General features: G+C 41.7%; 23 protein-coding genes and 2 pseudogenes. 23 read left to right on the top strand and 2 right to left on the bottom strand.

From position 1 onward, the window contains the following. The first annotated feature begins 362 nt into the window (after nucleotides 1–362). The 16 genes and pseudogenes from OVN21_RS09170 to OVN21_RS09095 all read left to right on the top strand — a co-directional run bounded on the left by OVN21_RS09170 (nucleotide 363) and on the right by OVN21_RS09095 (nucleotide 15,133). Nucleotides 363–2,632, top strand: a pseudogene (locus tag OVN21_RS09170) (YSIRK-type signal peptide-containing protein). 176 nt (nucleotides 2,633–2,808) lie between these two features. Beyond that, nucleotides 2,809–3,939 carry a radical SAM family heme chaperone HemW gene (hemW, locus tag OVN21_RS09165; protein ID WP_267248184.1) on the top strand — a complete coding sequence of 377 codons (1,131 nt, stop codon included), beginning with the start codon at nucleotides 2,809–2,811 and terminating at the stop codon, nucleotides 3,937–3,939. Between the two features lie 4 nt (nucleotides 3,940–3,943). Continuing rightward, entirely contained in the window at nucleotides 3,944–4,681 is a 738-nt protein-coding gene (locus tag OVN21_RS09160; protein WP_267248183.1) for an acyl-[acyl-carrier-protein] thioesterase, read from the top strand. 10 nt (nucleotides 4,682–4,691) lie between these two features. Continuing rightward, nucleotides 4,692–5,465 carry a TIGR01457 family HAD-type hydrolase gene (locus OVN21_RS09155; protein ID WP_267248182.1) on the top strand — a complete coding sequence of 258 codons (774 nt, stop codon included), beginning with the start codon at nucleotides 4,692–4,694 and terminating at the stop codon, nucleotides 5,463–5,465. After that, nucleotides 5,455–6,072, top strand: a complete 618-nt coding sequence (locus tag OVN21_RS09150; RefSeq protein WP_267248181.1) for a TIGR01906 family membrane protein — start codon at nucleotides 5,455–5,457, stop codon at nucleotides 6,070–6,072. Before OVN21_RS09155 ends, OVN21_RS09150 begins: the two co-directional genes overlap by 11 nt. Nucleotides 6,073–6,271: 199 nt before the next feature. Further along, entirely contained in the window at nucleotides 6,272–6,673 is a 402-nt protein-coding gene (locus OVN21_RS09145) for a Spx/MgsR family RNA polymerase-binding regulatory protein (protein WP_267248180.1), read from the top strand. Then, nucleotides 6,674–6,952 carry a UPF0223 family protein gene (locus OVN21_RS09140; protein ID WP_267248179.1) on the top strand — a complete coding sequence of 93 codons (279 nt, stop codon included), beginning with the start codon at nucleotides 6,674–6,676 and terminating at the stop codon, nucleotides 6,950–6,952. After that, on the top strand, nucleotides 6,942–7,715 hold the full coding sequence (locus tag OVN21_RS09135; RefSeq protein WP_267248178.1) for an inositol monophosphatase family protein: 774 nt from the start codon (nucleotides 6,942–6,944) through the stop codon (nucleotides 7,713–7,715). The genes OVN21_RS09140 and OVN21_RS09135 overlap by 11 nt, the downstream gene beginning before the upstream one ends. After that, nucleotides 7,716–9,020, top strand: a complete 1,305-nt coding sequence (locus OVN21_RS09130) for an RsmF rRNA methyltransferase first C-terminal domain-containing protein (RefSeq protein ID WP_267248177.1) — start codon at nucleotides 7,716–7,718, stop codon at nucleotides 9,018–9,020. Nucleotides 9,021–9,239: 219 nt separating this feature from the next. Further along, on the top strand, nucleotides 9,240–10,118 hold the full coding sequence (locus tag OVN21_RS09125) for a phosphate ABC transporter substrate-binding protein PstS (protein WP_267248176.1): 879 nt from the start codon (nucleotides 9,240–9,242) through the stop codon (nucleotides 10,116–10,118). Further along, nucleotides 10,118–11,035 (top strand): phosphate ABC transporter permease subunit PstC, encoded by a 918-nt coding sequence (pstC, locus tag OVN21_RS09120; RefSeq protein WP_267248175.1) that lies wholly within the window; start codon nucleotides 10,118–10,120, stop codon nucleotides 11,033–11,035. The genes OVN21_RS09125 and pstC overlap by 1 nt, the downstream gene beginning before the upstream one ends. Beyond that, a complete protein-coding gene (gene pstA / locus OVN21_RS09115) occupies nucleotides 11,025–11,909 on the top strand; it encodes a phosphate ABC transporter permease PstA (protein ID WP_267248174.1) in 885 nt (294 codons plus the stop codon). Before pstC ends, pstA begins: the two co-directional genes overlap by 11 nt. A gap of 10 nt (nucleotides 11,910–11,919) precedes the next feature. Next, complete coding sequence (pstB, locus tag OVN21_RS09110) at nucleotides 11,920–12,723, top strand: phosphate ABC transporter ATP-binding protein PstB (RefSeq protein ID WP_267248173.1); 804 nt, start codon at nucleotides 11,920–11,922, stop codon at nucleotides 12,721–12,723. A gap of 12 nt (nucleotides 12,724–12,735) precedes the next feature. Next, nucleotides 12,736–13,494, top strand: a complete 759-nt coding sequence (gene pstB, locus OVN21_RS09105; protein ID WP_267248172.1) for a phosphate ABC transporter ATP-binding protein PstB — start codon at nucleotides 12,736–12,738, stop codon at nucleotides 13,492–13,494. 11 nt (nucleotides 13,495–13,505) lie between these two features. Next, on the top strand, nucleotides 13,506–14,159 hold the full coding sequence (gene phoU, locus OVN21_RS09100; protein WP_267248171.1) for a phosphate signaling complex protein PhoU: 654 nt from the start codon (nucleotides 13,506–13,508) through the stop codon (nucleotides 14,157–14,159). Between the two features lie 158 nt (nucleotides 14,160–14,317). Continuing rightward, on the top strand, nucleotides 14,318–15,133 hold the full coding sequence (locus OVN21_RS09095; protein ID WP_267248170.1) for an ABC transporter substrate-binding protein: 816 nt from the start codon (nucleotides 14,318–14,320) through the stop codon (nucleotides 15,131–15,133). A gap of 20 nt (nucleotides 15,134–15,153) precedes the next feature. On the opposite strand, the gene OVN21_RS09090 is transcribed toward OVN21_RS09095, so the two are convergent. After that, nucleotides 15,154–16,425, bottom strand: coding sequence for a PLP-dependent aminotransferase family protein (locus tag OVN21_RS09090; RefSeq protein WP_267248169.1), 1,272 nt, complete (start codon nucleotides 16,423–16,425; stop codon nucleotides 15,154–15,156). A 292-nt stretch (nucleotides 16,426–16,717) separates the two neighbouring features. Between OVN21_RS09090 and budA the strand changes: the two genes are divergently transcribed. The 7 genes from budA to OVN21_RS09055 all read left to right on the top strand — a co-directional run bounded on the left by budA (nucleotide 16,718) and on the right by OVN21_RS09055 (nucleotide 23,167). Continuing rightward, nucleotides 16,718–17,449, top strand: coding sequence for an acetolactate decarboxylase (gene budA, locus OVN21_RS09085; protein WP_267248168.1), 732 nt, complete (start codon nucleotides 16,718–16,720; stop codon nucleotides 17,447–17,449). Nucleotides 17,450–17,458: 9 nt separating this feature from the next. Next, nucleotides 17,459–18,211 (top strand): YhfC family intramembrane metalloprotease, encoded by a 753-nt coding sequence (locus OVN21_RS09080; protein WP_267248167.1) that lies wholly within the window; start codon nucleotides 17,459–17,461, stop codon nucleotides 18,209–18,211. Between the two features lie 110 nt (nucleotides 18,212–18,321). Next, nucleotides 18,322–19,227: a UDP-N-acetylmuramate dehydrogenase gene (gene murB / locus OVN21_RS09075; RefSeq protein WP_267248166.1), complete on the top strand. Its 906-nt coding sequence runs from the start codon at nucleotides 18,322–18,324 to the stop codon at nucleotides 19,225–19,227. Nucleotides 19,228–19,385: 158 nt separating this feature from the next. Beyond that, nucleotides 19,386–20,543: an ABC transporter ATP-binding protein gene (locus OVN21_RS09070; protein WP_000742913.1), complete on the top strand. Its 1,158-nt coding sequence runs from the start codon at nucleotides 19,386–19,388 to the stop codon at nucleotides 20,541–20,543. Beyond that, on the top strand, nucleotides 20,524–21,330 hold the full coding sequence (locus OVN21_RS09065) for an ABC transporter permease (RefSeq protein WP_267248164.1): 807 nt from the start codon (nucleotides 20,524–20,526) through the stop codon (nucleotides 21,328–21,330). The genes OVN21_RS09070 and OVN21_RS09065 overlap by 20 nt, the downstream gene beginning before the upstream one ends. Beyond that, nucleotides 21,327–22,100, top strand: coding sequence for an ABC transporter permease (locus OVN21_RS09060; protein ID WP_267248163.1), 774 nt, complete (start codon nucleotides 21,327–21,329; stop codon nucleotides 22,098–22,100). The genes OVN21_RS09065 and OVN21_RS09060 overlap by 4 nt, the downstream gene beginning before the upstream one ends. Next, nucleotides 22,097–23,167 carry an ABC transporter substrate-binding protein gene (locus OVN21_RS09055; protein ID WP_267248162.1) on the top strand — a complete coding sequence of 357 codons (1,071 nt, stop codon included), beginning with the start codon at nucleotides 22,097–22,099 and terminating at the stop codon, nucleotides 23,165–23,167. Before OVN21_RS09060 ends, OVN21_RS09055 begins: the two co-directional genes overlap by 4 nt. A 701-nt stretch (nucleotides 23,168–23,868) precedes the next feature. Here OVN21_RS09055 and OVN21_RS09050 read toward each other — a convergent pair. After that, nucleotides 23,869–23,991 (bottom strand): annotated as a pseudogene (locus OVN21_RS09050) (IS110 family transposase); the annotation flags it as partial. Nucleotides 23,992–24,154: the final 163 nt, after the last annotated feature.

The raw sequence follows: 24,154 nt of genomic DNA, 5'->3' as shown, positions 1-24,154 counted from the left end.
AATCTAGTAAATTGTGTAAGATAAAACGCATAGTATCAAGGACTGTAAATGCCTGATATTATGCGTTTTTTATGATTTTGAAGACTTTTTGACAAACCTTTTTAAAAACACATGAGTGTCAAGATTTTTTATGGTATAATGGCATTGTTGAAAGTAAAATATTTACATTTTTTTATATTTTACTGATATTTTATTAACATTAAGCCATCCATTTTTCTATGATTAGAAATCAATGTGATAGTTTATGATCAAGTAGAGGAAAAGCTCTGAAATTTTAGTCAAGAAACGATTTAGTATTTTGTCAAGGGAAAATAGTAGAAGCCTCTATTTTGTAAAAAATAGCTAGAAAGAAAGTTGGTAAAATGAAAGACATTTTTAATAAACGCCAACGTTTTTCGATTCGAAAGTTTTCTGTTGGAGTGCTTCTGTATTAATAGGAATTGCCTTGTTTACACCATCTTAGGGAGTGCTTGCTTCTACGGAAAATTCTCTATCTTCTGTGGAGAAAAGAGAAGAAGTTCAACATATACCAGATAATCAAGATAATCCTTCTTCTGAGTTAGATACCAGAGATGTTCCAATAGGATCTACAAGGACTACAGAACTCGGCATATCTGGGGATAAGGAAAATAATAGCTTGACCACAAGGGCTTCCGTGGCGGGTGAAGACAGATCAAGTACTTCAGAGGTGAGAGCAGCATCAAATCCTTCCAATATTAAAAAATATGAATTAACTGATGAGTACGCTAAGCAAATAAAAGCAGGAGTAATCGGTTCAGAAGGTGATAAGCTTGACAGTTTGTTATTAAACGGCCCTGAGTTAAGTTCAGAAGCTTATACAGATGATGATTATTTGAAGGATAAAGAAGAACTTTATATTTATGAAAAAGGCGGGGAAAAGTATGTAGGCTATAATAGTCATCCCTTATTAGAAGATACTGATGGTGATGGTATTATTGACAGTAAAAAAAAGCCAGATGAAAGATTAAAATAGAATGTAAGTGGACGCGATATGATTATGTTCATGGAATTGTCCTACCGTGATAATCATTACATTGATAGAGTGTTGGATTATAAGAAACCCTTAACAGAATCAGAGTTATATAAAAAGAATGGTGATAGGAAACCACGTTATGAATATATGATGATGAATAAGGAATTGGGACTTTATTGGGAAAGGAAGAAAAGTTATCATACATCCAGTGGACTGGATGCTGTGTTGTATGAAACTAAGAGTGATTTTTTATATTTACCAAATGGAACTGCACAAGTGTTGGCATTTCGTGGAACAAATGATGCGAAAGATATAGGAGTTGATATAACTCTGGGGACCGGAGGAAATCCTCAACAGGGGATAGATGAAGGCGATGATGTAGTTAAGAAGACAACCACTTACGCGGTCAATGCAAGTACCGGTACCCTCCCTCCAACAGTAAGAAAAGACATTGTCAATCCAAATGGTGTCAAATCTAAAGTTGTAACTAAAATAATTCCGGTAACAACGCGGTATGAAGCAGATAAAACCAGAGATGTAGGAACTAACACGGTTACTAATAATGGATCTGAAGGTAAGATAGTAACAACAACACCAAAACTTGTTAAAGTTGGTGCCAAAGACAAAGTCGTAGAAGCTCCGATTGAACCTGAAGTAGAATACGTTAAAGATGTTGAAAAAGACTTCGGTACACCAGATCAGCGTACTGAGGGTGAAAAAGGTAAAACAGTAACTACCACCACTTACGATGTAGATCCAAACGATGGTCACATCACAGAACACGTTGGTAACCCAGTCGTTAAAATTGGTGCTAAAACTAAGGTTGAACAATCTAAAGATTCTGAAGGTCGTGATGTGATTGATACCACTACCTATGAAGTTGATTCCAAAACAGGTCAGGTAACTCCAACAACAGTTCGAACTTATGGAACAAGTAAAGAACCAACAGTTGAGTTAGAACAAGCTCCTAAGACAGGTGATGTTACAGTACCACCGAAGAAACCAGATGGCTTAACATACCCATCAGGAACTAAGGTAGAAATGCCAGGTGAAGATGGAAAAGGTACAGTACCAAACAGTGACCTCCCAGAAGGTAAACTCTCAGGTACAGGTAAGATTACGGAACCAGGTAAACCAGCTGTGGGAGTTCCTAATGTAACAATTTTTGAAAACGGTGTATTAGCGGATTCAATTAAATTGCCAGAGCTAATGATTGAGGTTCTCTGGATTGATGAAGATGGAAATGTATTGAAACCATTCGTTAAGACAGGTAATGAAAAGGGTGCTGAACATGGATTAATTCCAGGATATGAATTTGTAAGAACAATGATTGATGAAAATGAACCAGTAATGATCCACATTTTCAGAAAAGTAGGTCCAAATACAAATACGATTCCAGTTGCGCCAGTCCCACCTGCTACTAATGGAGGTTCTGGTCAAGATACACCTGCACCAACAACTCCAAATGCAGATCAGGTAGATACTCAGACTACTATTGACAATGGTGCTAAGTCAAATGATTCTCAAAATGTATTGCCAAACACAGGAACAGAATCGAATGCAACTCTTGCATCTCTAGGGCTTCTTGGTATGCTAAGAGGTCTCGGACTTGCTCTTGGAAAGAAAAAAGAATACTAAAAATTTAGTCAAATGAATATTCATTCTTTTGTATTATAAAGACAAACTAGATTGATTCTGGGAATCGTGTTAGTCATAAAATAAAAAAGAATGTTTAGATAAAGAAAGCGAACAATGCTAGGATTTTGTTAAACGGAATTCTAAGTATTGTTCGCTTTTGTGGTATAATAATTACCATGCAGAAAAAAACAACGTCCGCCTATGTGCACATCCCATTTTGTACCCAGATTTGTTATTATTGTGACTTTTCAAAAGTTTTTATTAAAAATCAGCCAGTAGATAGTTATTTGGAGCATCTGCTAGAAGAATTTCGTTCTTATGATATCCAAAAGTTGCGAACTCTCTATATTGGAGGAGGGACGCCAACGGCTCTGTCAGCTTCGCAATTAGCAGTGCTTTTGGATGGCTTGACCCAAAACCTGGACTTGTCAGCCTTAGAAGAGTTGACTATTGAGGCCAACCCAGGCGATTTGGACGCGGATAAAATCACGGTTTTGAAACAGTCGCCAGTCAATCGTGTTTCCTTAGGTGTGCAGACTTTTGATGACAAAATGCTGAAAAAGATTGGGCGTAGTCACTTGGAGAAGGATATTTATGAGAATATCGACCGCCTCAAACTCGCTGGTTTTGACAATATTTCCATCGATCTAATCTACGCTCTACCTGGTCAAACTATGGCTCAGGTCAAGGACAATGTAGCTAAGGCTATCTCGCTTGATATTCCTCATATGAGCCTTTATAGCTTGATTTTGGAAAACCATACGGTCTTTATGAATCGGATGCGACGTGGGAAATTACCTCTGCCTAAGGAGGAACTGGAAGCGGAGATGTTTGAGTACATCATCGCAGAGTTGGAGCGAGCAGGTTTTGAGCATTACGAGATTTCTAATTTTTCCAAACCCGGTTTTGAAAGTCGCCACAACCTCATGTATTGGGACAATGCTGAATACTATGGCATTGGTGCTGGGGCATCTGGCTATGTCGATGGTGTTCGCTATAAAAACCATGGTCCCATTCGTCATTATCTTAGTGCAGTTGAGGAAGGCAATGCTCGTATTACAGAAGAATACCTGAGTCAAAAAGAGCAAATGGAAGAAGAAATGTTCTTGGGACTCCGCAAGAAATCAGGAGTCTCTATGGCGCGATTTGAGGAAAAATTTGGCCGATCTTTTGAAGGAATTTATGGACAAATTGTCAGAGACTTGGTTCAACAAGGTCTCATGCAAACAGAGGGTGACCGCGTGCGTATGACAAAGAGAGGTCTCTTTTTGGGAGATACTGTAGCAGAACGATTTATTTTGGAGTAGGATCATGGGCTTAACTTATCAAATGAAAATGAAGATTCCTTTTGATATGGCTGACATGAATGGTCATATCAAACTTCCAGATGTGATTTTGCTGTCCCTGCAAGTTTCAGGGATGCAGTCGATTGAACTGGGAGTTAGTGATAAGGTCATTTTGGAAGAGCATAATCTGGTCTGGATTATCACAGATTATGATATTGAGGTGGCTCATTTGCCTCGTTTTGCGGAAGAAATTACCATCGAAACGGAAGCTTTGAGCTACAATCGGCTCTTTTGCTACCGTCGATTTACCATTTATGATGAATCAGGGCAGGAGCTCATCCACATGATGGCGACCTTTGTTCTGATGGATCGAGATAGTCGAAAAGTCCATGCTGTCGAACCCGAGATTGTGGCTCCTTACCAGTCTGATTTTGATAAAAAGCTCATTCGTGGTCCAAAGTATGAGCTCTTGGAAGAGCCTGTCAGCAAGGATTACCATGTTCGTTTTTACGATTTGGATATGAATGGTCATGTTAATAACAGTAAATACCTGGACTGGATTTTTGAGGTCATGGGAGCAGATTTTTTGACCCAATATGTTCCCAAGAAAATCAACCTCAAGTATGTCAAGGAAGTTCGACCAGGTGGGGTGATTACATCGGCTGTTGAGCGGACTGGACTGGAAAGCAAGCATGAGATTACAAGCGACGGTGTTACCAATGCACAGGCTATTATCACTTGGCAAGAAATAGAAAAGGATTAGGGAGAAATAGATGAAATATAAAGGCTATTTAATTGATCTAGACGGAACTATTTATAAGGGGAAAGATAGAATTCCAGCAGGAGAGGTTTTTGTCCATGAATTGCAAAAGCGGGATATCCCCTATCTCTTTGTGACCAACAATACAACCCGCACTCCAGAGAGTGTTCAAGAGATGTTGGCTCAGAATTTTAATATCGAAACGCCCCTATCGACTGTCTACACAGCGACCTTGGCAACTATCGACTATATGAATGACTTGGGACTGGAAAAGACGGTCTATGTTATTGGAGAAGCAGGGCTCAAGGATGCCATCAAGGCGGCTGGTTATGTGGAAGACAAGGAAAATCCTGCCTATGTGGTAGTAGGACTGGACTGGCAGGTCGACTATGAAAAATTTGCAACAGTAACTCTGGCTATCCAAAAGGGTGCCCATTTTATCGGAACCAACCCTGACCTCAATATCCCGACAGAACGCGGTCTTTTACCTGGTGCTGGTTCACTGATTACGCTTCTTGAAGTGGCAACACGAGTGAAGCCTGTTTATATCGGAAAACCAAATGCTATCATCATGGACAAGGCGGTTGAGCACTTGGGCTTGAAAAGAGAAGAATTGCTCATGGTTGGGGACAACTATCTGACTGATATCCGAGCTGGGATTGACAATGGCATTCCAACGCTCTTGGTGACGACAGGTTTTACCAAGGCAGAAGAAGTAGCAGACCTGCCAATCGCACCGACTCATGTGGTTTCTAGCCTTGCGGAGTGGAACTTTGATGAAAACTAAATTAACCTTTTGGGGCTCTATGCTCTTTCTCCTCTCCCTCTCAATCCTTCTGACCATCTATCTGGCTTGGCTTTTCTATCCGCTGGAAATCAAGTGGTTAAATTTGACGGATCGAGTTTATCTAAAACCAGAAACCATTCAGTACAACTTTCATATCTTGATGAATTACCTGACCAATCCTTTTAGTCAGGTTTTAGAGATGCCGGATTTTCGTTCGTCAGCAGCCGGTCTGCATCACTTTGCGGTTGTGAAGAATCTTTTTCACTTTGTTCAACTAGTTGCCTTAGTGACACTGCCAAGTTTCTATGTCTTTGTCAAAGGGATTGTGAAAAAGGGCTTCTTGTCTCTATTTAGTAAAGGGCTTTTGGCTCTAGTGGTTTTGCCTTTACTGATTGGTCTTGGGGGAGTGTTGATTGGTTTTGACCAGTTCTTTACTCTTTTCCATCAGATTCTCTTCGTGGGAGATGATACCTGGCTTTTTGATCCAGCAAAGGATCCAGTTATTTGGATTTTACCAGAGACTTTCTTTCTCCATGCCTTTTTATTTTTCTTTGCCTTGTATGAGGGAATATTCGGTTTCCTCCTTGTTAAAGCTTCAAGGAAATAGAGGATAACATTCTGTATTTTTAATAAAAAAACGAGAGAAGTTGCTCTGCTCCCTATTTATTGTTAGGTTATCCTAAAGATAAACTTGTAAAGCAGGAGATTTTTGAAGAAAACAGTCTTTTTTTCTAAAAATACCTAGTCAAGCGCTTTATTTTTTTGTATAATAGAAATAGCAAGTATAGATAAAAGAAGAGAAAAGCATGATTACACTATTTTTATCACCGAGTTGTACATCATGTCGTAAGGCAAAGGCTTGGTTAGAGACGCATAAGGTGCCCTTTCAAGAGCATAATATTATGACTAGTCCTTTAACAAGAAAAGAATTACAGCATATTCTTGCCTTGACCGAAAATGGTACTGATGACATCATTTCAACTCGTTCAAAAATTTTTCAAAAATTGGATATTGATGTAGAGAGTATCTCGGTATCGGAGTTGCTTCAGTTGATTGAGCAATATCCTAGTCTTTTGCGTCGCCCAATTATTATAGATACCAAACGCATGCAGATCGGTTTTAATGAAGATGAGATTCGTGCTTTTCTCCCTCGTAGTTACCGTAAGCAAGAACTAAAAGAAGCAAGAATGAGAGCTGGTATAGGATAGATGAACAAACAGTATAGTTACCCACTAGATTTGTCGTGGAGCACTGAAGAACTTGCTTCAGTGCTTTCTTTTTTTAATGATGTTGAAGCTGCTTATGAAGATAAGGTAGAAGCAAAAAAACTGCTAGATTCCTATAAGGAATTTAAGTCTGTCGTTCCGAGCAAAAGTGAAGAAAAGCGCCTAGGTCGCGAATTTGAAACAGTTAGTGGTTATTCGCTTTACCGAGCAGTTCAGGCTGCCAAGGAAAAAGGGGAAGGGAAGATTTCTCTTGGAAACTAAATTTGAATTTGCCAAACAGATTGTGCAGGAAGCTGCTGACTATATTTGGGCTCACATGAAAGAAGATTTGCAGGTTGAGCGCAAGTCTTCTCCTACTGATTTGGTGACACGATTGGACAAAGAAGTTCAGGAACTCTTGGTTGATCGAATCAAGTCCTCCTATCCTGAGGATTTAATTTGCGCGGAAGAGGGCTGTTTACGTGTTGCGGTTGATCAAGGTTCTGTTTGGGTGATTGATCCCATTGACGGTACCAATAACTTTGTCGCCCAGCAGGAAGATTTTGCCGTGATGTTGGCTTATTTTGAGAATGGTGTGGGCAAATTTGGCATTATATATGATGTCATGAAAGGCGATTGTTACCATGGTGGTGGTGCTTTTCCTCCCTATCGTAATAATGAGCCCTTACCGACTTTTAAAAAGAAGCCCCTCAGAGAATTCCTGGTTGCTGGTAACTCAGGTATGTTTGAAAGCAATGAGTGGGGCTTGGCGGATTTGGGGCGAGCAGCTTTGGGAGTCCGTGTCTACGGCAGTGCGGCCATTAGTTTTGCAAAGGTTTTATCGGGTCGTCTTCTGACTTATATTACCTACCTGCAGCCATGGGATTACGCTGCGGCCAGTATCTTAGGAGAAAGTCTGGGTTATCGTCTTTTTACGGTATTGGGGGAAGCTGCCGATTTTAAAACGCGTCAGCCTGTCATGATGGTGCCAATCGAGATGCAAGAAGAAATTCAGTCTTATATCTACGAAAGGAAAGAGAACTAAATGCAATTTCCAGAAGGATTTGTTGAAAAATATGAAGCGATACTAGAAGATGAGGCAAGAGACTTTCTTGCCTCTTTTAAACAAGAAGCAGTTTCGGCTTTTCGGGTTAATCCCTTAAAAGAAAGTCAGTTATCGTTTGCAGATGCCATTCCCAATACACCTTGGGGGTATTATGGTAAAGTTTCTGGGAAGTCACCAGAGCATGTGACGGGCTTCGTTTATTCACAAGAGCCTGCAGCCCAGATGGTGGCTCAGGTAGCTCAACCCAATCCTGGAATGAAGGTCTTGGATTTGGCAGCAGCACCAGGTGGAAAATCCACTCAACTAGCAGCTTATCTGGCTAATCAAGGAGTCCTTGTCTCCAACGAAATTTCAAGCAAGCGTGCTAAGATTTTAGTGGAAAATATGGAGCGATTTGGAGCGACAAATGTTGTCGTAACCAACGAATCTGCTGACCGCTTGGCCAAGGTCTTTAAAGGTTATTTTGATGTGATTGTCCTTGATGCCCCTTGCTCGGGTGAAGGGATGTTTCGTAAGCAGCCAGATGCCATGGATTATTGGGGTACGAATTATCCTAGCCAATGTGCTAGTCTCCAAAGAGAAATTTTAGAAGATGCAGTGACCATGCTTGCTGAAGGTGGGCATTTGGTCTATTCGACCTGTACCTGGGCACCTGAGGAAAATGAAGAAATCGTCCACTGGTTGCTTGATACTTATGATGTTGAACTGCTTCCAGTCGAGCATGTGAACGGTATGGTAGCAGGAATTAATCTTTCTGAAACGGCTCGGATGTACCCTCATCATTTCAAGGGAGAAGGCCAGTTTGTTGCCCACCTGCAGTTTAAGGGACAAAATCCAGCACCTAAATTCAAAGCTAGCAAGAGCAATCTCAGTCGTGAACAACTGGCTTTGTGGCATGATTTTGCCCAAAAACACTTGCGGGTCAATCTAACTGGTATCTTGCAGACTTTTGGAGAACAGCTCTATCTCTTGCCAGAGTTGCTACCTGATCTAGGAAAACTCAAAATTGCTAGAAATGGGCTCCATCTGGGTACCTTTAAAAAGAAACGTTTTGAACCAAGCTTTGCTCTGGGATTAGCCTTGAAACCAAGTCAAGTACTACAAAATGTTGAAATCAACGATGAGGAATTTGTAAAATATGTGGCTGGTGAGACTGTTCAATTGTCTGAAGCTCTACCAAATGGCTGGTACCAAGTTGTGGTTCAAGGAAACGGACTAGGCTTTGCCAAGGTAACGGGAAATGTCTTGAAAAATTATTATCCAAAAGGGCTCAGATTCAGGTGAAAAAGCTAGTCAAAGAGCCTATTCTATGTTATAGTGGAAGTATGAGTTTTTTCTGATAGTCTTTCATTATTACTTATATTATACGATTTATACGATGGAATTGTTCGCTCCTAAGAATGACTGGATAAAATAAAGCGGGACAATCATTGATGATTATTGGATGATCAGGACAAACGGAAGAAATCAGAACATTTATCATTATGTTCAAGGAGAATAACAGTGAAAAAAAGAAAAAAGCTCGTCATGTCTCTTGCAGCTCTTTTGATGGCAGGTTCTCTAGCAGGATGTGCTAGCTGGATTGATCGTGGAGAATCCATGACAGCCGTTGGTTCAACAGCTCTTCAGCCTCTTGTCGAAGCAGCAGCAGATGAATTTGGCTCTAGAAACATCGGAAAAACAGTCAATGTTCAAGGTGGTGGGTCGGGTACAGGACTTTCCCAAGTCCAGTCTGGAGCTGTAGACATCGGGAACTCTGACGTCTTTGCAGAGGAAAAAGAAGGAATCGATGCTTCGGCTCTAGTAGACCACAAGGTTGCAGTGGCTGGTCTTGCAGTGATTGTGAACAAGGAAGTTGACGTTGAAAATCTGACAACTGAACAACTCCGTAGCATCTTCACAGGTCAAGTAACCAACTGGAAAGAAGTCGGTGGGAAGGATCTAGCCATTTCTATTATCAACCGTGCAGCAAGTTCTGGTTCGCGTGCAACTTTTGATAGTGTTGTCATGGATGGTCAATCTGCCATGCAGAGCCAAGAACAGGATTCAAACGGGATGGTCAAATCCATTGTTTCTCAGACACCAGGAGCCATTTCTTACCTAGCCTTTGCCTATGTAGATGACTCCGTGAAAAGCATGAAACTGAATGGGTATGAACCTACATCTGAGAATGTAACGACCAACAACTGGCCTCTGTGGTCTTATGAACATATGTACACACTTGGTCAGCCAAATGAGTTAGCTACTGAATTCCTGAATTTTATCCTCTCAGATGAAATCCAAAATGGAATTGTTAAAGGAATGGGCTATATCACTATCAATGAAATGAAAGTCCAAAAGGATGCTGTCGGAACGGTGACAGCACTAGAAGGGAGTCAATAATGAATCAAGAAGAATTAGCTAAAAAATTACTTTCTCCCTCAAAGAACTCTCGCCTTGAGAAGTTTGGTAAAGGTTTGACCTTCACTTGCCTTTCTTTGATTGTCATCATTGTGGCGATGATTTTGATTTTCGTAGCTCAAAAAGGCTTATCGACCTTCTTTGTCAATGGAGTAAACATCTTTGATTTCCTCTTTGGACAAACTTGGAATCCTTCAGGTAAACAATTTGGTGCCCTTCCGATGATTTTGGGTTCCTTTATTGTGACGATTTTATCAGCCCTCATCGCAACACCCTTCGCTATCGGAGCTGCAGTCTTTATGACAGAAGTTTCACCAAAAGGTGCTAAGATTTTGCAACCTGCCATTGAACTTCTCGTCGGTATTCCTTCAGTCGTCTATGGATTTATCGGTTTGCAAGTCGTAGTTCCCTTTGTCCGAAGTGTCTTTGGTGGAACTGGTTTTGGGATCTTGTCAGGGATTTTCGTTCTCTTTGTCATGATCCTACCAACTGTAACCTTTATGACAACAGACAGCTTGCGTGCGGTACCTCGTCACTACCGCGAAGCTAGTTTGGCTATGGGGGCCACTCGTTGGCAAACCATCTGGCGTGTGACCTTGAAAGCAGCACGTTCAGGGATTTTCACTGCAGTCGTCTTTGGGATGGCGCGTGCCTTCGGTGAAGCCCTTGCTATTCAGATGGTGGTCGGAAACTCAGCAGTTATCCCAACCTCGTTAACAACACCAGCTGCGACTTTGACATCTATTTTGACTATGGGAATCGGAAATACAGTCATGGGAACGGTTGATAATAACGTTCTCTGGTCACTGGCCTTGGTATTGCTCTTGATGAGTTTGGCCTTTAACAGTGTGATTAAATTGATTACGAAAGAAAGAGGAAAGAAAAACTATGCACGCTAAGAAATTAGATAAACTTGCAACAGCTGTCCTCTACTCAATTGCAGGAATTATCGTTGCCATCTTGGCATCCTTGATTCTCTATATCTTGGTGAGAGGGTTACCGCATATCTCTTGGTCCTTCTTGACTGGGAAATCCTCCTCTTATCAAGCAGGTGGGGGTATCGGGATTCAGCTCTATAATTCCTTCTTCCTTTTGGTCATTACCTTGATCATTTCTGTTCCCCTGTCTATGGGAGCTGGTGTTTTCCTCGCTGAGTATGCCAAAAAAGGGCCTGTGACCAATTTTATTCGTACCTGTATTGAGATTTTGTCTTCTCTACCATCAGTCGTTGTGGGTCTCTTTGGTTACTTGATCTTTGTAGTCCAGTTTGAGTATGGATTTTCAATCATTTCAGGTGCCTTGGCCTTGACCGTTTTTAACCTGCCTCAAATGACACGTAATGTTGAGGACAGCTTGAAACACGTTCATCATACGCAGCGTGAGGCTGGTCTGGCCCTTGGGATTTCCCGTTGGGAGACAGTTGTCCATGTCGTCATTCCAGAAGCCCTTCCAGGTATCGTAACGGGTGTCGTCTTGGCTTCTGGTCGTATCTTTGGTGAGGCCGCCGCTCTCATCTATACAGCAGGACAATCCGCTCCAGCCCTTGACTGGTCTAACTGGAACATTCTCAGTGTGACCAGCCCAATCTCTATCTTCCGTCAAGCAGAAACCTTGGCTGTTCACATTTGGAAAGTCAATAGTGAAGGAACCATTCCAGATGGAACCATCGTATCAGCAGGTTCTGCAGCCGTGCTCCTCATCTTTATCCTCATCTTTAACTTTGGAGCCCGTAAACTCGGAAGCTACCTACACAAGAAATTAACCGCTGCCTAAAGGAGAAGCCATGTCAAAATATAATTGGGATGAAAAGCATATCATCACCTTTCCTGAAGAGAAAGTGGCCCTCTCTACCAAGGATTTACATGTTTACTACGGTAAAAATGAATCCATCAAGGGCATCGATATGCAATTTGAAAGAAATAAAATAACAGCCTTAATTGGTCCATCTGGATCAGGGAAATCTACCTATCTTCGGAGTCTCAATCGGATGAATGATACCATTGATATTGCCAAGGTAACAGGTCAAATCCTCTACCAAGGGATTGACGTCAACCGTCCAGAAATCAATGTCTATGAGATGCGCAAGCATATCGGAATGGTCTTCCAACGTCCAAATCCATTTGCTAAGTCTATTTACCGCAACATCACTTTTGCTCACGAACGTGCAGGAGTTAAGGACAAGCAAGTCTTGGATGAAATTGTCGAAACCTCTCTTCGTCAGGCTGCCCTTTGGGACCAGGTCAAAGATGATTTGCACAAATCAGCCTTGACCCTATCAGGTGGACAGCAACAACGTCTCTGTATCGCTCGCGCCATCTCTGTCAAGCCAGACATCCTCTTGATGGATGAGCCTGCTTCAGCCTTGGATCCGATTGCGACAGCCCAGCTGGAAGAAACCATGCTGGAATTGAAGAAGGATTTTACCATCATCATCGTGACCCACAGTATGCAGCAGGCTGCGCGTGCTAGTGACTACACAGGATTTTTCTACTTGGGTGACTTGATTGAGTATGATAAGACCTCTAATATTTTCCAAAATGCCAAACTGCAGTCAACCAATGACTACGTAACAGGACACTTTGGATAGAAAGGAAACAGTATGACAGAACCGATTTTGCAGGTTAAAGACCTGTCCGTTTATTACAATAAAAAGAAGGCTTTGAATAGTGTTTCCCTTTCTTTCCAACCTAAGGAAATAACCGCCTTGATTGGTCCTTCTGGATCAGGAAAGTCCACCCTGCTCAAAGCCATCAACCGCATGGGCGATCTAAATCCTGAGGTGACAACAACTGGAACAGTGATTTATAATGGCCACAATATCTACAGTCCACGTACCGATACGGTTGAATTGCGTAAGGAAATCGGTATGGTTTTCCAACAACCAAACCCTTTTCCTATGTCTATCTATGAAAATGTTGTCTATGGGCTTCGTATCAATGGAATGAAGGACAAGCAAGTTCTGGATGAAGCAGTGGAAAAAGCCTTGCAGCGTGCTTCTATCTGGGATGAGGTAAAGGATCGTTTGCATGATTCAGCTATTGGGCTTTCAGGTGGACAACAACAACGTGTTTGTGTTGCCCGTGTCTTGGCAACCAGTCCGAAAATCATCCTCTTAGATGAACCGACTTCAGCTTTGGATCCTATCTCAGCTGGTAAGATTGAGGAAACCTTATATGGTCTGAAAGATAAATACACCCTGCTCTTGGTTACGCGTTCGATGCAACAGGCCTCTCGTATCTCTGATAAAACAGGCTTTTTCCTAGATGGGGATTTGATCGAGTTTAACGATACTAAGAAAATGTTCCTAGACCCACAAAACAAGGAAACAGAAGATTATATTACAGGAAAATTTGGATAAGGAGTTGAATGATGTTACGATCTCAATTTGAAGAAGATTTAGAGAAATTGCACAACCAGTTCTATGCCATGGGACAAGAAGTGCTCTCACAAATCAATCGTACAGTGCGTGCCTTTGTCACACATGACCGTGATTTGGCAAAAGAAGTTATTGAGGAAGATGCAGAAGTAAATGGATATGAAGTGAAACTCGAAAAGAAATCATTTGAAATGATTGCCCTTCAACAACCTGTTTCTCAAGACCTCCGTACCGTGTTGACCGTTCTCAAGGCAGTATCAGACCTGGAACGCATGGGAGACCATGCAGTGTCAATCGCAAAAGCAACTATTCGTATGAAGGGGGAACAACGCATCCCTGCCGTTGAGGAAGAAATCAAAAAAATGGGGCGCGATGTGAAAAACTTCGTTGAAACTGCTCTCGAACTTTACCTGAATGGCTCTGTGGATCAAGCCTACGAAGTAGCAACTATGGACGAAAAAATCAACCATTACTTTGACAGTATTCGTGATCTTGCTACAGAGGAGATTAGGAAACATCCTGAAGCCATCGTTACAGGCCGTGATTACTTCCAGGTCATTTCCTTTTTGGAACGTATCGGAGACTACGCTAAAAATATCTGTGAATGGGTTGTTTACTTTGAAACAGGGAAGATTGTCGAACTATAAGAAACGGTTTAAATATACAGAATAAAAGGCTGATTGTGATAAATCAGTCTTCTTTCTTTACGAAAAGAATTGTTTTGCAGTCAAAATCTCTAAAAGGGTTGACAACTATTTTTAAAAGAGTTATAATTATTCAGAAATAATAGAAAGGTTGTTTATTTATGAAATTTAAAAAATGGATGTTAGTTGTATGTAGCATGCTGGCCAGCATGGTTTTGGTAGCTTGCCAGTCAGGAACGGATAGTTCCCAGTCAGCTGTGGACGCTATTAAACAAAAAGGAAAGCTAGTCGTTGCGACCAGTCCAGACTATGCGCCATTTGAATTCCAATCCTTGGTAGATGGTAAAAACCAAGTGGTTGGGGCAGATATTGATATGGCTCAAGCGATTGCGGATGAGCTTGGGGTTAAACTTGAAATCTCTAGTATGAGTTTTGACAATGTTTTGACCAGCCTTCAAACTGGAAAGGCTGACTTAGCCATTGCGGGAATTAGTGCCACAGATGAGAGAAAGGAAGTCTTTGACTTTTCAATCCCTTACTATGAAAACAAGATGAGTTTCTTGGTTAGAAAAGCCGATTTAGACAAGTACAAGGATCTTTCAAGCCTCGCAAGTGCCAATATCGCAGCTCAAAAGGGAACTGTACCAGAAACCATGGTCAAGGAACAATTGCCAAATGCCCAATTGACATCCTTGACCAATATGGGGGAAGCAGTCAATGAATTGCAGGCTGGAAAAGTGGATGCTGTTCATATGGATGAACCAGTTGCTCTTAGCTACGCAGGTAAAAACTCAGATCTTGCCGTTGCGACAGCTACTTTGACGATGAAAGATGGCGAAGCCAATGCAGTTGCTATCAAGAAGGATCAATCAGACTTAAAAGCAGTAGTCGATAAGGTTATCCAAAAACTAAAAGATGACGGAACCTATCAAAGCTATCTAGAAAAAGCAGCGAAACTAACAGAAGTTGAACAATAAGAAAAGAGCAGAGTTGGACTTTAATCCAATTCTGCTTTTATGTATTCTAATAACTCTTCTAGATTTTCGAGAGAGACTTTGGCGAACTGATAAGGACAGGCGTCCAAATAAGCCTTCTCAAAAAAGTCTAGTTTGAGTGAGCTATGCTTTAAACTGACGATTTTAGGATAGTGTCTCAAATCAAGCAGAAGGCCATCGTGTAGAGGATAGTAGGGCAAGAGACAGGTATTTCTTTCAAGCACTTTCTTTATCTGAGTCTGATAGTTCTCTTGAAGAGTCAGTCTGACCAGTCGATTTTTTTCAAATAGCTGGCTATCGATGTAAAGAGAGAGAGCCTTTTGCATGATGAGATTGCTGTCATAGTCTAGGATATTTTTGTAGGAAACAAAGGCCTTTTTTAGGGCATTTGGGAGAATGAGAGCGGTGATACGAAGGGCTGGAAAGAGGCTGGTTGAGAAGGACTTGATATAAATGACCCGATCCTCAGTGTCCAGATAGTGGAAAGTTTGCCCTTTTTTAGGGTCTAAATCCCCTAGATAGTCATCCTCTACGATGTAAACACCATACTGATTTGCTAGATCCAGAATAGCCCTTTTTTCCTGATCAGAATAGGAATGACCTAGGGGATAGTGGAAGCGAGGAATAGTGTAGAAAAACTTGATTTTGCCAGATTTGAACTGTTCTTTCAGTTCTTCAAGGTCAATGCCATCAATACGGCGTTCAATGGTCTGGTAAGCTAATCCTTGAGCGACCAAGAGGCGATTCATTCGGTGGTAGGTCGGTTGTTCGACCAAAATCTCAGCTCCCTCGCTCGGAAAGTCAATCTGAGAAAGGATAAAGAGAGCTTGCTGGGTACCAGATGTTAGAACCAGTTGGTCGGGTTTGCAGTAGAGGGCTTGGTCGAAAAGAAGTTGATGGACAGATTGTCTGAGTTCCTCAAGTCCTTCTTGGTTGTCATAGTAGTTGAAGAGGTAGTTTTCTCGGCCTATCAGGGTTTCGTTGACGCAGAGTCGGAAGTCGTCATAGGCACTAGCATGCTCGTCAGTGACTTCAATTTCCAAGTCTTGGTGCTGTCCTTGTTCTAGAACATAGTAGCCACTTTGGGGTTTGGCATAGAGGTATTGTTCATGGCGTAATTCCAGCAGGGCTCGTTGGACAGTGTCCTTGCTACAGTGAAAATCTTGGCTCAGTTGACGGATAGAGGGAAGCCGGCTACCTGTTGGAAATTTTCCTGATTCGATACATTTTTTGAGAAAGGAAACGATTGCTTGGTATTTACTTTCTTTCTTCATTCCAGCCCTCCCTTGATTTTATTACATTGTACTCTTTTTTTTCCTTCTTGGCAATGTCTAGAGTGTTTCTCTCGTTCACATCTAGGGGCAAATGTGGTATACTTAGGAGTAACATTTATAGAATAATACTCTTCGAAAATCTCTTCAAACCACGTCAGCTTCGCCTTGCAGTATATATGTTACTGACTTCGTCAGTTCTATCTACAACCTCAAAGCAGTGCTTTGAGCAGCCTGCGGCTCGCTTCCTAGTTTGCTCTTTGATTTTCATTGAGTATAACAGACAAGAAAGAGAATGGATAGAAAAGTGCAGGAACCGGTTAAATTATTTCAATACAATACTCTAGGTGCCCTAATGGCTGGTCTCTATGGTGGAACCATGACAGTAGGAGAATTGCTGGAACATGGTGACCTCGGTTTGGGAACCTTGGATTCCATTGATGGGGAGTTGATTGTCCTTGATGGCAAGGCTTATCAAGCCAAAGGGGCTGGTCAAACGCCTGAAATCGTTGAGGTGGCAACGGATGCTCTTATTCCCTATGCAGCAGTGGTCCCTCATCAGGCAGAAGTGATTTTCCGTCAGCGCTTTGAGATGACAGATAAGGAATTGGAAAAACGAATTGAGTCCTACTATGATGGGGAAAATCTTTTTCGTTCCATCAAGATTCATGGCGAATTTTCACAAATGCACGTACGGATGATTCCCAAATCCACACCTGATACCAAGTTTGCTGATGTCGCGACTCACCAACCTGAATATAGCCGTGAAAATGTATCGGGAACCATTGTTGGATTTTGGACACCGGAGATTTTCCATGGAGTGAGTGTTGCAGGCTACCATTTGCATTTTATCTCAGATGATTTGACCTTTGGTGGGCATGTGATGGACTTTGTTATCAAAGAAGGAATGATTGAGGTTGGGGCAGTCGACCAGTTGAACCAACGTTTTCCAGTCCAAGATCGCCAGTATTTATTTGCCAAATTTAATGTTGACGAGATGAAGAAAGATATTGATAAGTCAGAATAGGAGAAAAAGATGACAGTACATATTATCCTCACCATGATCGCTTTAGTTCTCATTCTAGTAGGTGGAACTTGGTATGCCAAAAAACGGTTTAAAATCTCTCTTGCAGTGATGGGCTTGGGGGCAATCGCATTTTTTGTTTCTTCTCAAGTGTTAGAGAAGATGGTTCACCTTCTGGTACTCCATCCGCAAAAAGATGGAACCATTCCGCTCATGCAGGAGGAGCCTTTCTTATACGTTCTTTATGGGATCGCTATGGCAGCCCTCTTTGAAGAGACGACCCGTTTTGTCTTTTTTAAATGGTTGGAGAAAAAGAGAAAGTTGGAAGATAGAGATGCTTGGGCTTATGGCTTAGGACATGGAGGCTTAGAGATGCTCTACCTCGGAATGGGAAGTTTGATTAGCCTTTTGATCCTCTTTTCACTCCTACAATCTTCAAACTCTGATGCGGCGAATCTTCTTACAAAGGGTACATTAGAAACAGTTCAGTCTCTATCAGCATGGCAGGTCTATCTACTAGGAGTTGAGCGTGTCCTTGCTCTGGTTCTCCAAATTAGCCTTACTGTCTGGGTCTATCAAAGTGTCCGTCAAAAGAAATGGCTCTATATCGTTGCTGCCTATGGTTTGCATGCCTTATTTGACTTGGCTCCAGCTCTATCTCAAGTGGGATGGATTGCAAATCCGCTTCTAGTTGAGTTTATCCTTCTCGCAGAACTTATAGCTCTTGTCTGGCTGACAAAATCTACATTTTGGAAAAAATCATAAAAAGAGGGGTGACCTCTTTTTTTATGTGATAAATTGGATACAGAAATTTCCAGTCGTCAAAAATCTTTAAAAATGGTATAATGAAATCACTTTACAAAAGGATGAGAGATATGACATTAGTAACTAGAATACAAGAACAATTAGAAGGAATTGATATTCGTTTTAAGGAACCCTTGAAGCTCTATACCTACACTAAGGTAGGGGGACGAGCGGATTATCTGGTTTTGCCACGGAATCGCTATGAGATGGCGCGTGTCGTTCAATTTGCTAATCAAGAGAGTATTCCTTGGATGGTGCTAGGGAATGCCAGCAATATCATCGTTCGTGACGGTGGAATTCGTGGATTTGTCATCTTGTGTGACAAGCTCAATAACATTTCAGTTGATGGCTATACCATTGAAGCGGAAGCTGGGGCCAACTTGATTGAAACGACACGTATTGCCCTCCGTCATAGTTTGACTGGATTCGAGTTTGCCTGTGGCATTCCAGGGAGCGTCGGCGGTGCGGTCTTTATGAATGCGGGTGCCTATGGAGGAGAGATTGCCCATATCTTGCAGTCTTGTCAAATTTTGACCAAGGAAGGGGAGATTGAGACCTTATCTGCCACGGAATTGGTTTTTGGTTACCGTCATTCAGCTGTTCAAGATTCTGGAGCTGTTGTTTTGTCAGCTAAATTTGCCCTTGCTCCAGGAACCCATCAGGTTATCAAGCAAGAAATGGACCGCTTGACGCACCTACGTGAACTCAAGCAACCTTTGGAATATCCATCTTGTGGCTCGGTCTTTAAGCGTCCAGTCGGGCATTTTGCAGGTCAGTTAATTTCAGAAGCTGGCTTGAAAGGCTATCGTATTGGTGGAGTAGAAGTCTCAGAAAAACACGCAGGATTTATGATCAATGTTGCTGATGGAACGGCTAAAGATTACGAGGACTTGATCCGATCTGTTATTGAAAAAGTCAAGGAACACTCAGGTGTCACTCTTGAAAGAGAAGTCCGAATCTTGGGTGAGAAAGAGTAAGATTTAGGCAGAAAAGCCGCTACTATGTCAATGGAAAGGAGGTGAAAGCCTATCGCTAGCGAAGATGTATGTAGGCAGTTCAATCTCCTACACGAGGTAGTAGTGGTCTGACAGAGCCCTAATCTGTTAATTTATGAAAAAGAAGGAATTTATGCCAATTGAAAAAACCAATTATCGAATTCAAAAACGTCTCTAAAGTTTTTGAAGACAGCAACACCAAGGTTCTCAAAGACATCAACTTTGAGTTGGAAGAAGGGAAATTCTACACCCTTCTAGGCGCATCTGGTTCAGGGAAATCAACCATCCTAAACATCATTGCAGGTTTACTGGATGCGACGACAGGAGATATTATGCTAGACGGTGTCCGAATTAATGATATCCCAACCAACAAGCGAGACGTCCATACCGTCTTTCAATCCTATGCCTTGTTCCCACATATGAATGTGTTTGAAAATGTTGCTTTTCCACTTCGCTTGCGTAAAATTGACAAGAAAGAAATCGAGCAACGCGTAGCGGAAGTTCTCAAGATGGTTCAGTTGGAAGGGTACGAAAAACGTTCCATCCGTAAACTCTCTGGAGGACAACGTCAGCGTGTGGCCATTGCCCGTGCTATCATCAACCAACCCCGTGTGGTTTTGTTGGACGAGCCTTTGTCAGCGTTGGACTTGAAATTAAGAACAGACATGCAGTATGAACTGCGTGAACTGCAACAACGATTGGGGATTACTTTTGTCTTTGTCACTCACGACCAGGAAGAAGCCCTTGCCATGAGTGACTGGATTTTCGTTATGAATGATGGAGAGATTGTCCAGTCAGGAACACCTGTTGACATCTACGATGAGCCAATCAACCACTTTGTTGCTACCTTTATCGGTGAGTCAAATATTTTGCCAGGTACCATGATTGAGGACTACTTAGTTGAGTTTAACGGCAAACGCTTTGAAGCGGTCGATGGTGGGATGAAGCCAAATGAACCTGTCGAGGTTGTTATTCGTCCAGAGGACTTGCGGATTACCCTTCCTGAAGAAGGCAAGCTCCAAGTTAAGGTGGATACCCAGCTCTTCCGTGGGGTGCACTATGAAATTATCGCCTATGACGAACTTGGAAATGAATGGATGATCCACTCAACCCGTAAGGCCATCGTGGGTGAGGAAATCGGTCTGGACTTTGAACCAGAAGATATCCACATCATGCGTCTCAACGAAACCGAAGAAGAATTCGATGCTCGTATCGAAGAGTACGTAGAAATCGAAGAGCAAGAAGCAGGTCTGATCAATGCAATCGAGGAGGAAAGAGATGAAGAAAATAAGCTCTAAACTCTTTGTAGTGCCCTACATGCTTTGGATTGCCCTCTTTGTCCTGGCACCCTTGGTCTTGATTTTCGGTCAATCCTTTTTCAACATCGAAGGCCAGTTCAGTTTAGAAAATTACAAATCCTACTTTGCGTCACAAAACTTGACCTATCTCAAAATGAGCTTCAACTCTGTGCTCTATGCTGGGATTGTAACTCTAGTGACACTTCTTATCAGCTATCCAACAGCCCTCTTTTTGACCCGTCTCAAGCACCGTCAACTATGGCTCATGCTGATTATCCTGCCTACCTGGATTAATTTGCTCCTCAAGGCCTATGCCTTTATTGGGATTTTTGGTCAGAATGGCTCTATTAATCAATTCTTGGAATTCATCGGAATCGGGTCCCAACAGTTGCTCTTTACTGATTTCTCTTTTATCTTTGTCGCAAGCTACATCGAGCTTCCCTTTATGATTTTGCCGATTTTCAATGTCTTGGATGATATGGATAACAACCTCATCAATGCCAGCTATGACCTCGGTGCGACCAAGTGGGAGACCTTCCGACATGTCATCTTCCCTCTATCGATGAATGGTGTGCGAAGTGGAGTCCAATCGGTCTTTATCCCTAGCTTGAGCCTCTTTATGCTGACACGTTTGATTGGCGGAAACCGCGTTATCACCCTGGGAACGGCTATTGAGCAGAACTTCCTGACCAATGACAACTACGGTATGGGTTCAACCATCGGTGTGATTCTCATCCTGACCATGTTCATCACCATGTGGGTGACCAAGGAAAGGAGAGAACGATGAAAAAATTTGCCAATCTTTACCTAGCCTTTGTCTTTATCATCCTTTATTTTCCAATTTTTTACTTGATTGGCTATGCCTTTAATGCAGGGGATGATATGAATAGCTTTACTGGTTTTAGCTTGAGCCATTTTAAAACTATGTTTGGTGATGGTCGCCTCATGTTGATCCTCACCCAGACCTTCTTCTTAGCCTTTCTATCAGCCTTGATAGCGACCATTATCGGGACTTTCGGTGCCATTTACATCTACCAGTCTCGTAAGAAATACCAAGAAGCCTTTCTATCACTCAATAATATCCTCATGGTTGCGCCTGACGTTATGATTGGTGCCAGCTTCTTGATTCTCTTTACTCAGCTTAAGTTTTCACTTGGCTTTTTGACCGTTCTCTCTAGTCATGTGGCCTTTTCCATCCCTATCGTGGTCTTGATGGTCTTGCCTCGTCTCAAGGAAATGAATGATGACATGATCCATGCGGCTTATGATCTTGGTGCTAGCCAGTTTCAGATGTTCAAGGAAATCATGCTTCCCTACCTGACTCCGTCTATCATTGCAGGTTATTTCATGGCCTTCACCTATTCGCTAGATGACTTTGCCGTGACCTTCTTTGTAACGGGAAATGGCTTTTCAACCCTCTCGGTCGAGATTTACTCTCGTGCTCGTAAGGGGATTTCGCTAGAAATCAATGCCCTGTCTGCCCTTGTCTTTCTCTTTAGTATTATCCTAGTGGTTGGTTATTACTTTATCTCACGTGAGAAGGAGGAGCAAGCATGAAAAAACTCTATTCATTTTTAGCAGGAATTGCAGCCATCATCCTGATCTTGTGGGGAATTGCGACTCATCTAGACAGTAAAATCAATAGCCGAGATAGTCAAAAACTGGTTATCTACAACTGGGGGGACTATATCGATCCAGAACTCTTGGAACAATTCACAGAAGAAACAGGCATCCAAGTCCAGTACGAGACCTTTGACTCCAACGAAGCCATGTATACCAAGATCAAGCAGGGTGGAACGACCTACGACATTGCCATCCCAAGCGAATACATGATCAACAAGATGAAGGACGAAGACCTCTTGGTACCGCTTGATTATTCAAAAATTGAAGGAATCGAAAATATCGGACCAGAGTTTCTCAACCAGTCCTTTGACCCAGGCAATAAATTTTCTGTCCCATACTTCTGGGGGACCTTGGGAATTGTCTACAATGAAACCATGGTCGATGAAGCGCCTGAACATTGGGACGACCTCTGGAAGCCAGAGTATAAGAATTCTATCATGCTCTTTGATGGGGCGCGTGAGGTGCTGGGACTCGGGCTTAACTCGCTTGGTTACAGCCTTAACTCTAAAAATCCGAAACAGTTGGAAGAGACAGTGGACAAGCTCTATAAACTGACTCCAAATATCAAGGCTATTGTGGCGGATGAGATGAAGGGCTACATGATTCAGAATAACGCTGCTATCGGTGTGACCTTCTCTGGAGAAGCCAGCCAAATGCTGGAGAAAAATGGAAACCTCCGCTATGTGGTTCCGACTGAGGCCAGCAACCTTTGGTTTGACAATATGGTCATTCCCAAAACAGTCAAAAACCAAGACGCAGCCTATGCCTTTATCAACTTTATGTTGAAACCTGAAAATGCTCTTAAGAATGCAGAGTATGTCGGTTATTCAACACCAAACCTACCAGCTAAGGAACTGCTCCCAGAGGAAACAAAAGAAGATAAGGCCTTCTATCCTGATGCTGAAACCATGAAACACCTAGAAATTTATGAGAAATTTGACCATAAATGGACAGGTAAATACAGCGACCTCTTCCTACAATTTAAAATGTATCGGAAGTAGGGGATTTCCAGTTGCCGGAAAGAAATTTTAATTAAACTAAAATAAAACCTAGCTATTAGTAACAAGGAAAGTTTCTATAGCTAGGTTTTATTATGGTCTTAAGTGGTAAGTAGTAATAATTTGTGAATCGTGTTATAATTTTTCTAATCATAAAGAATTTATCTTTTCATAGAAAAAAGTGATTTGGAAAGTATTTGTGGGAGTATTATGTCTATTTCGTTTACTTATTTTGGAGTTGCATGTGGAGTCATTTCCGTAGATGTCAAATTTAATATAGGGATTGAACCTGATTTATCTCCTAAAGGTACTTTGGTTTAATTTAAAGGCTTTGTATCTAAAAAACAAACTGATGTCAATAATGACAAGAAGCTTCTTGATAAGGTTAACGTTTGGTTAATAACTCATGGTCATCGAGATCATTTAGATGATATAGGAAAAGGATACCTAAGGGATAAGACCGTAATTTCTCCTAACAGAAAAATCACAGAAGGATTGTCATGTTTAAATAATATAGTTTTAAATTGGGGAGAAGAGCAGTTGTTTTCAGCTGATGAATATCAAATTGTTATTAAAGCTGTGCCAGCGTACCATGCGAGTAATTATATAATGCAAAAAATAGTTGGAAAGGTTAATGGATATCAAATAACAATCACAACTCCTTTGCAAATTTAGAACCTGTATTCACAAAATGATAAAGCCTTCAAAAGACGATTGAAGCCAATGGGGTCATTGAGCCTAGTGTATCCATGACTCTTCTCACCGTTGACTAAAATTGCCACTTCAGAACTTGCCTTACTCACATCAATCCCAAATACTGTAGGCATGATATTACCTCTTTTGTCTTGAATAATTCCGTGTTCTAGTGATTTTATTTTCAATACGCGACGTCTAGCACCAAAGAGCCCTACGACTTTACAAGACACCTTTACTTTAACATAAAGAAAAAGTAGTGAGTACTCTCTCCCGTCGGAGATTTTCTCACTACTA

The sequence above is a fragment of the Streptococcus sp. Marseille-Q5986 genome (genome assembly GCF_946902915.1).
GTDB lineage: Bacteria > Bacillota > Bacilli > Lactobacillales > Streptococcaceae > Streptococcus.
The sequence above is the reverse complement of the archived record's forward strand: the minus strand, read 5'-3'. Positions and strand labels throughout refer to the sequence as shown.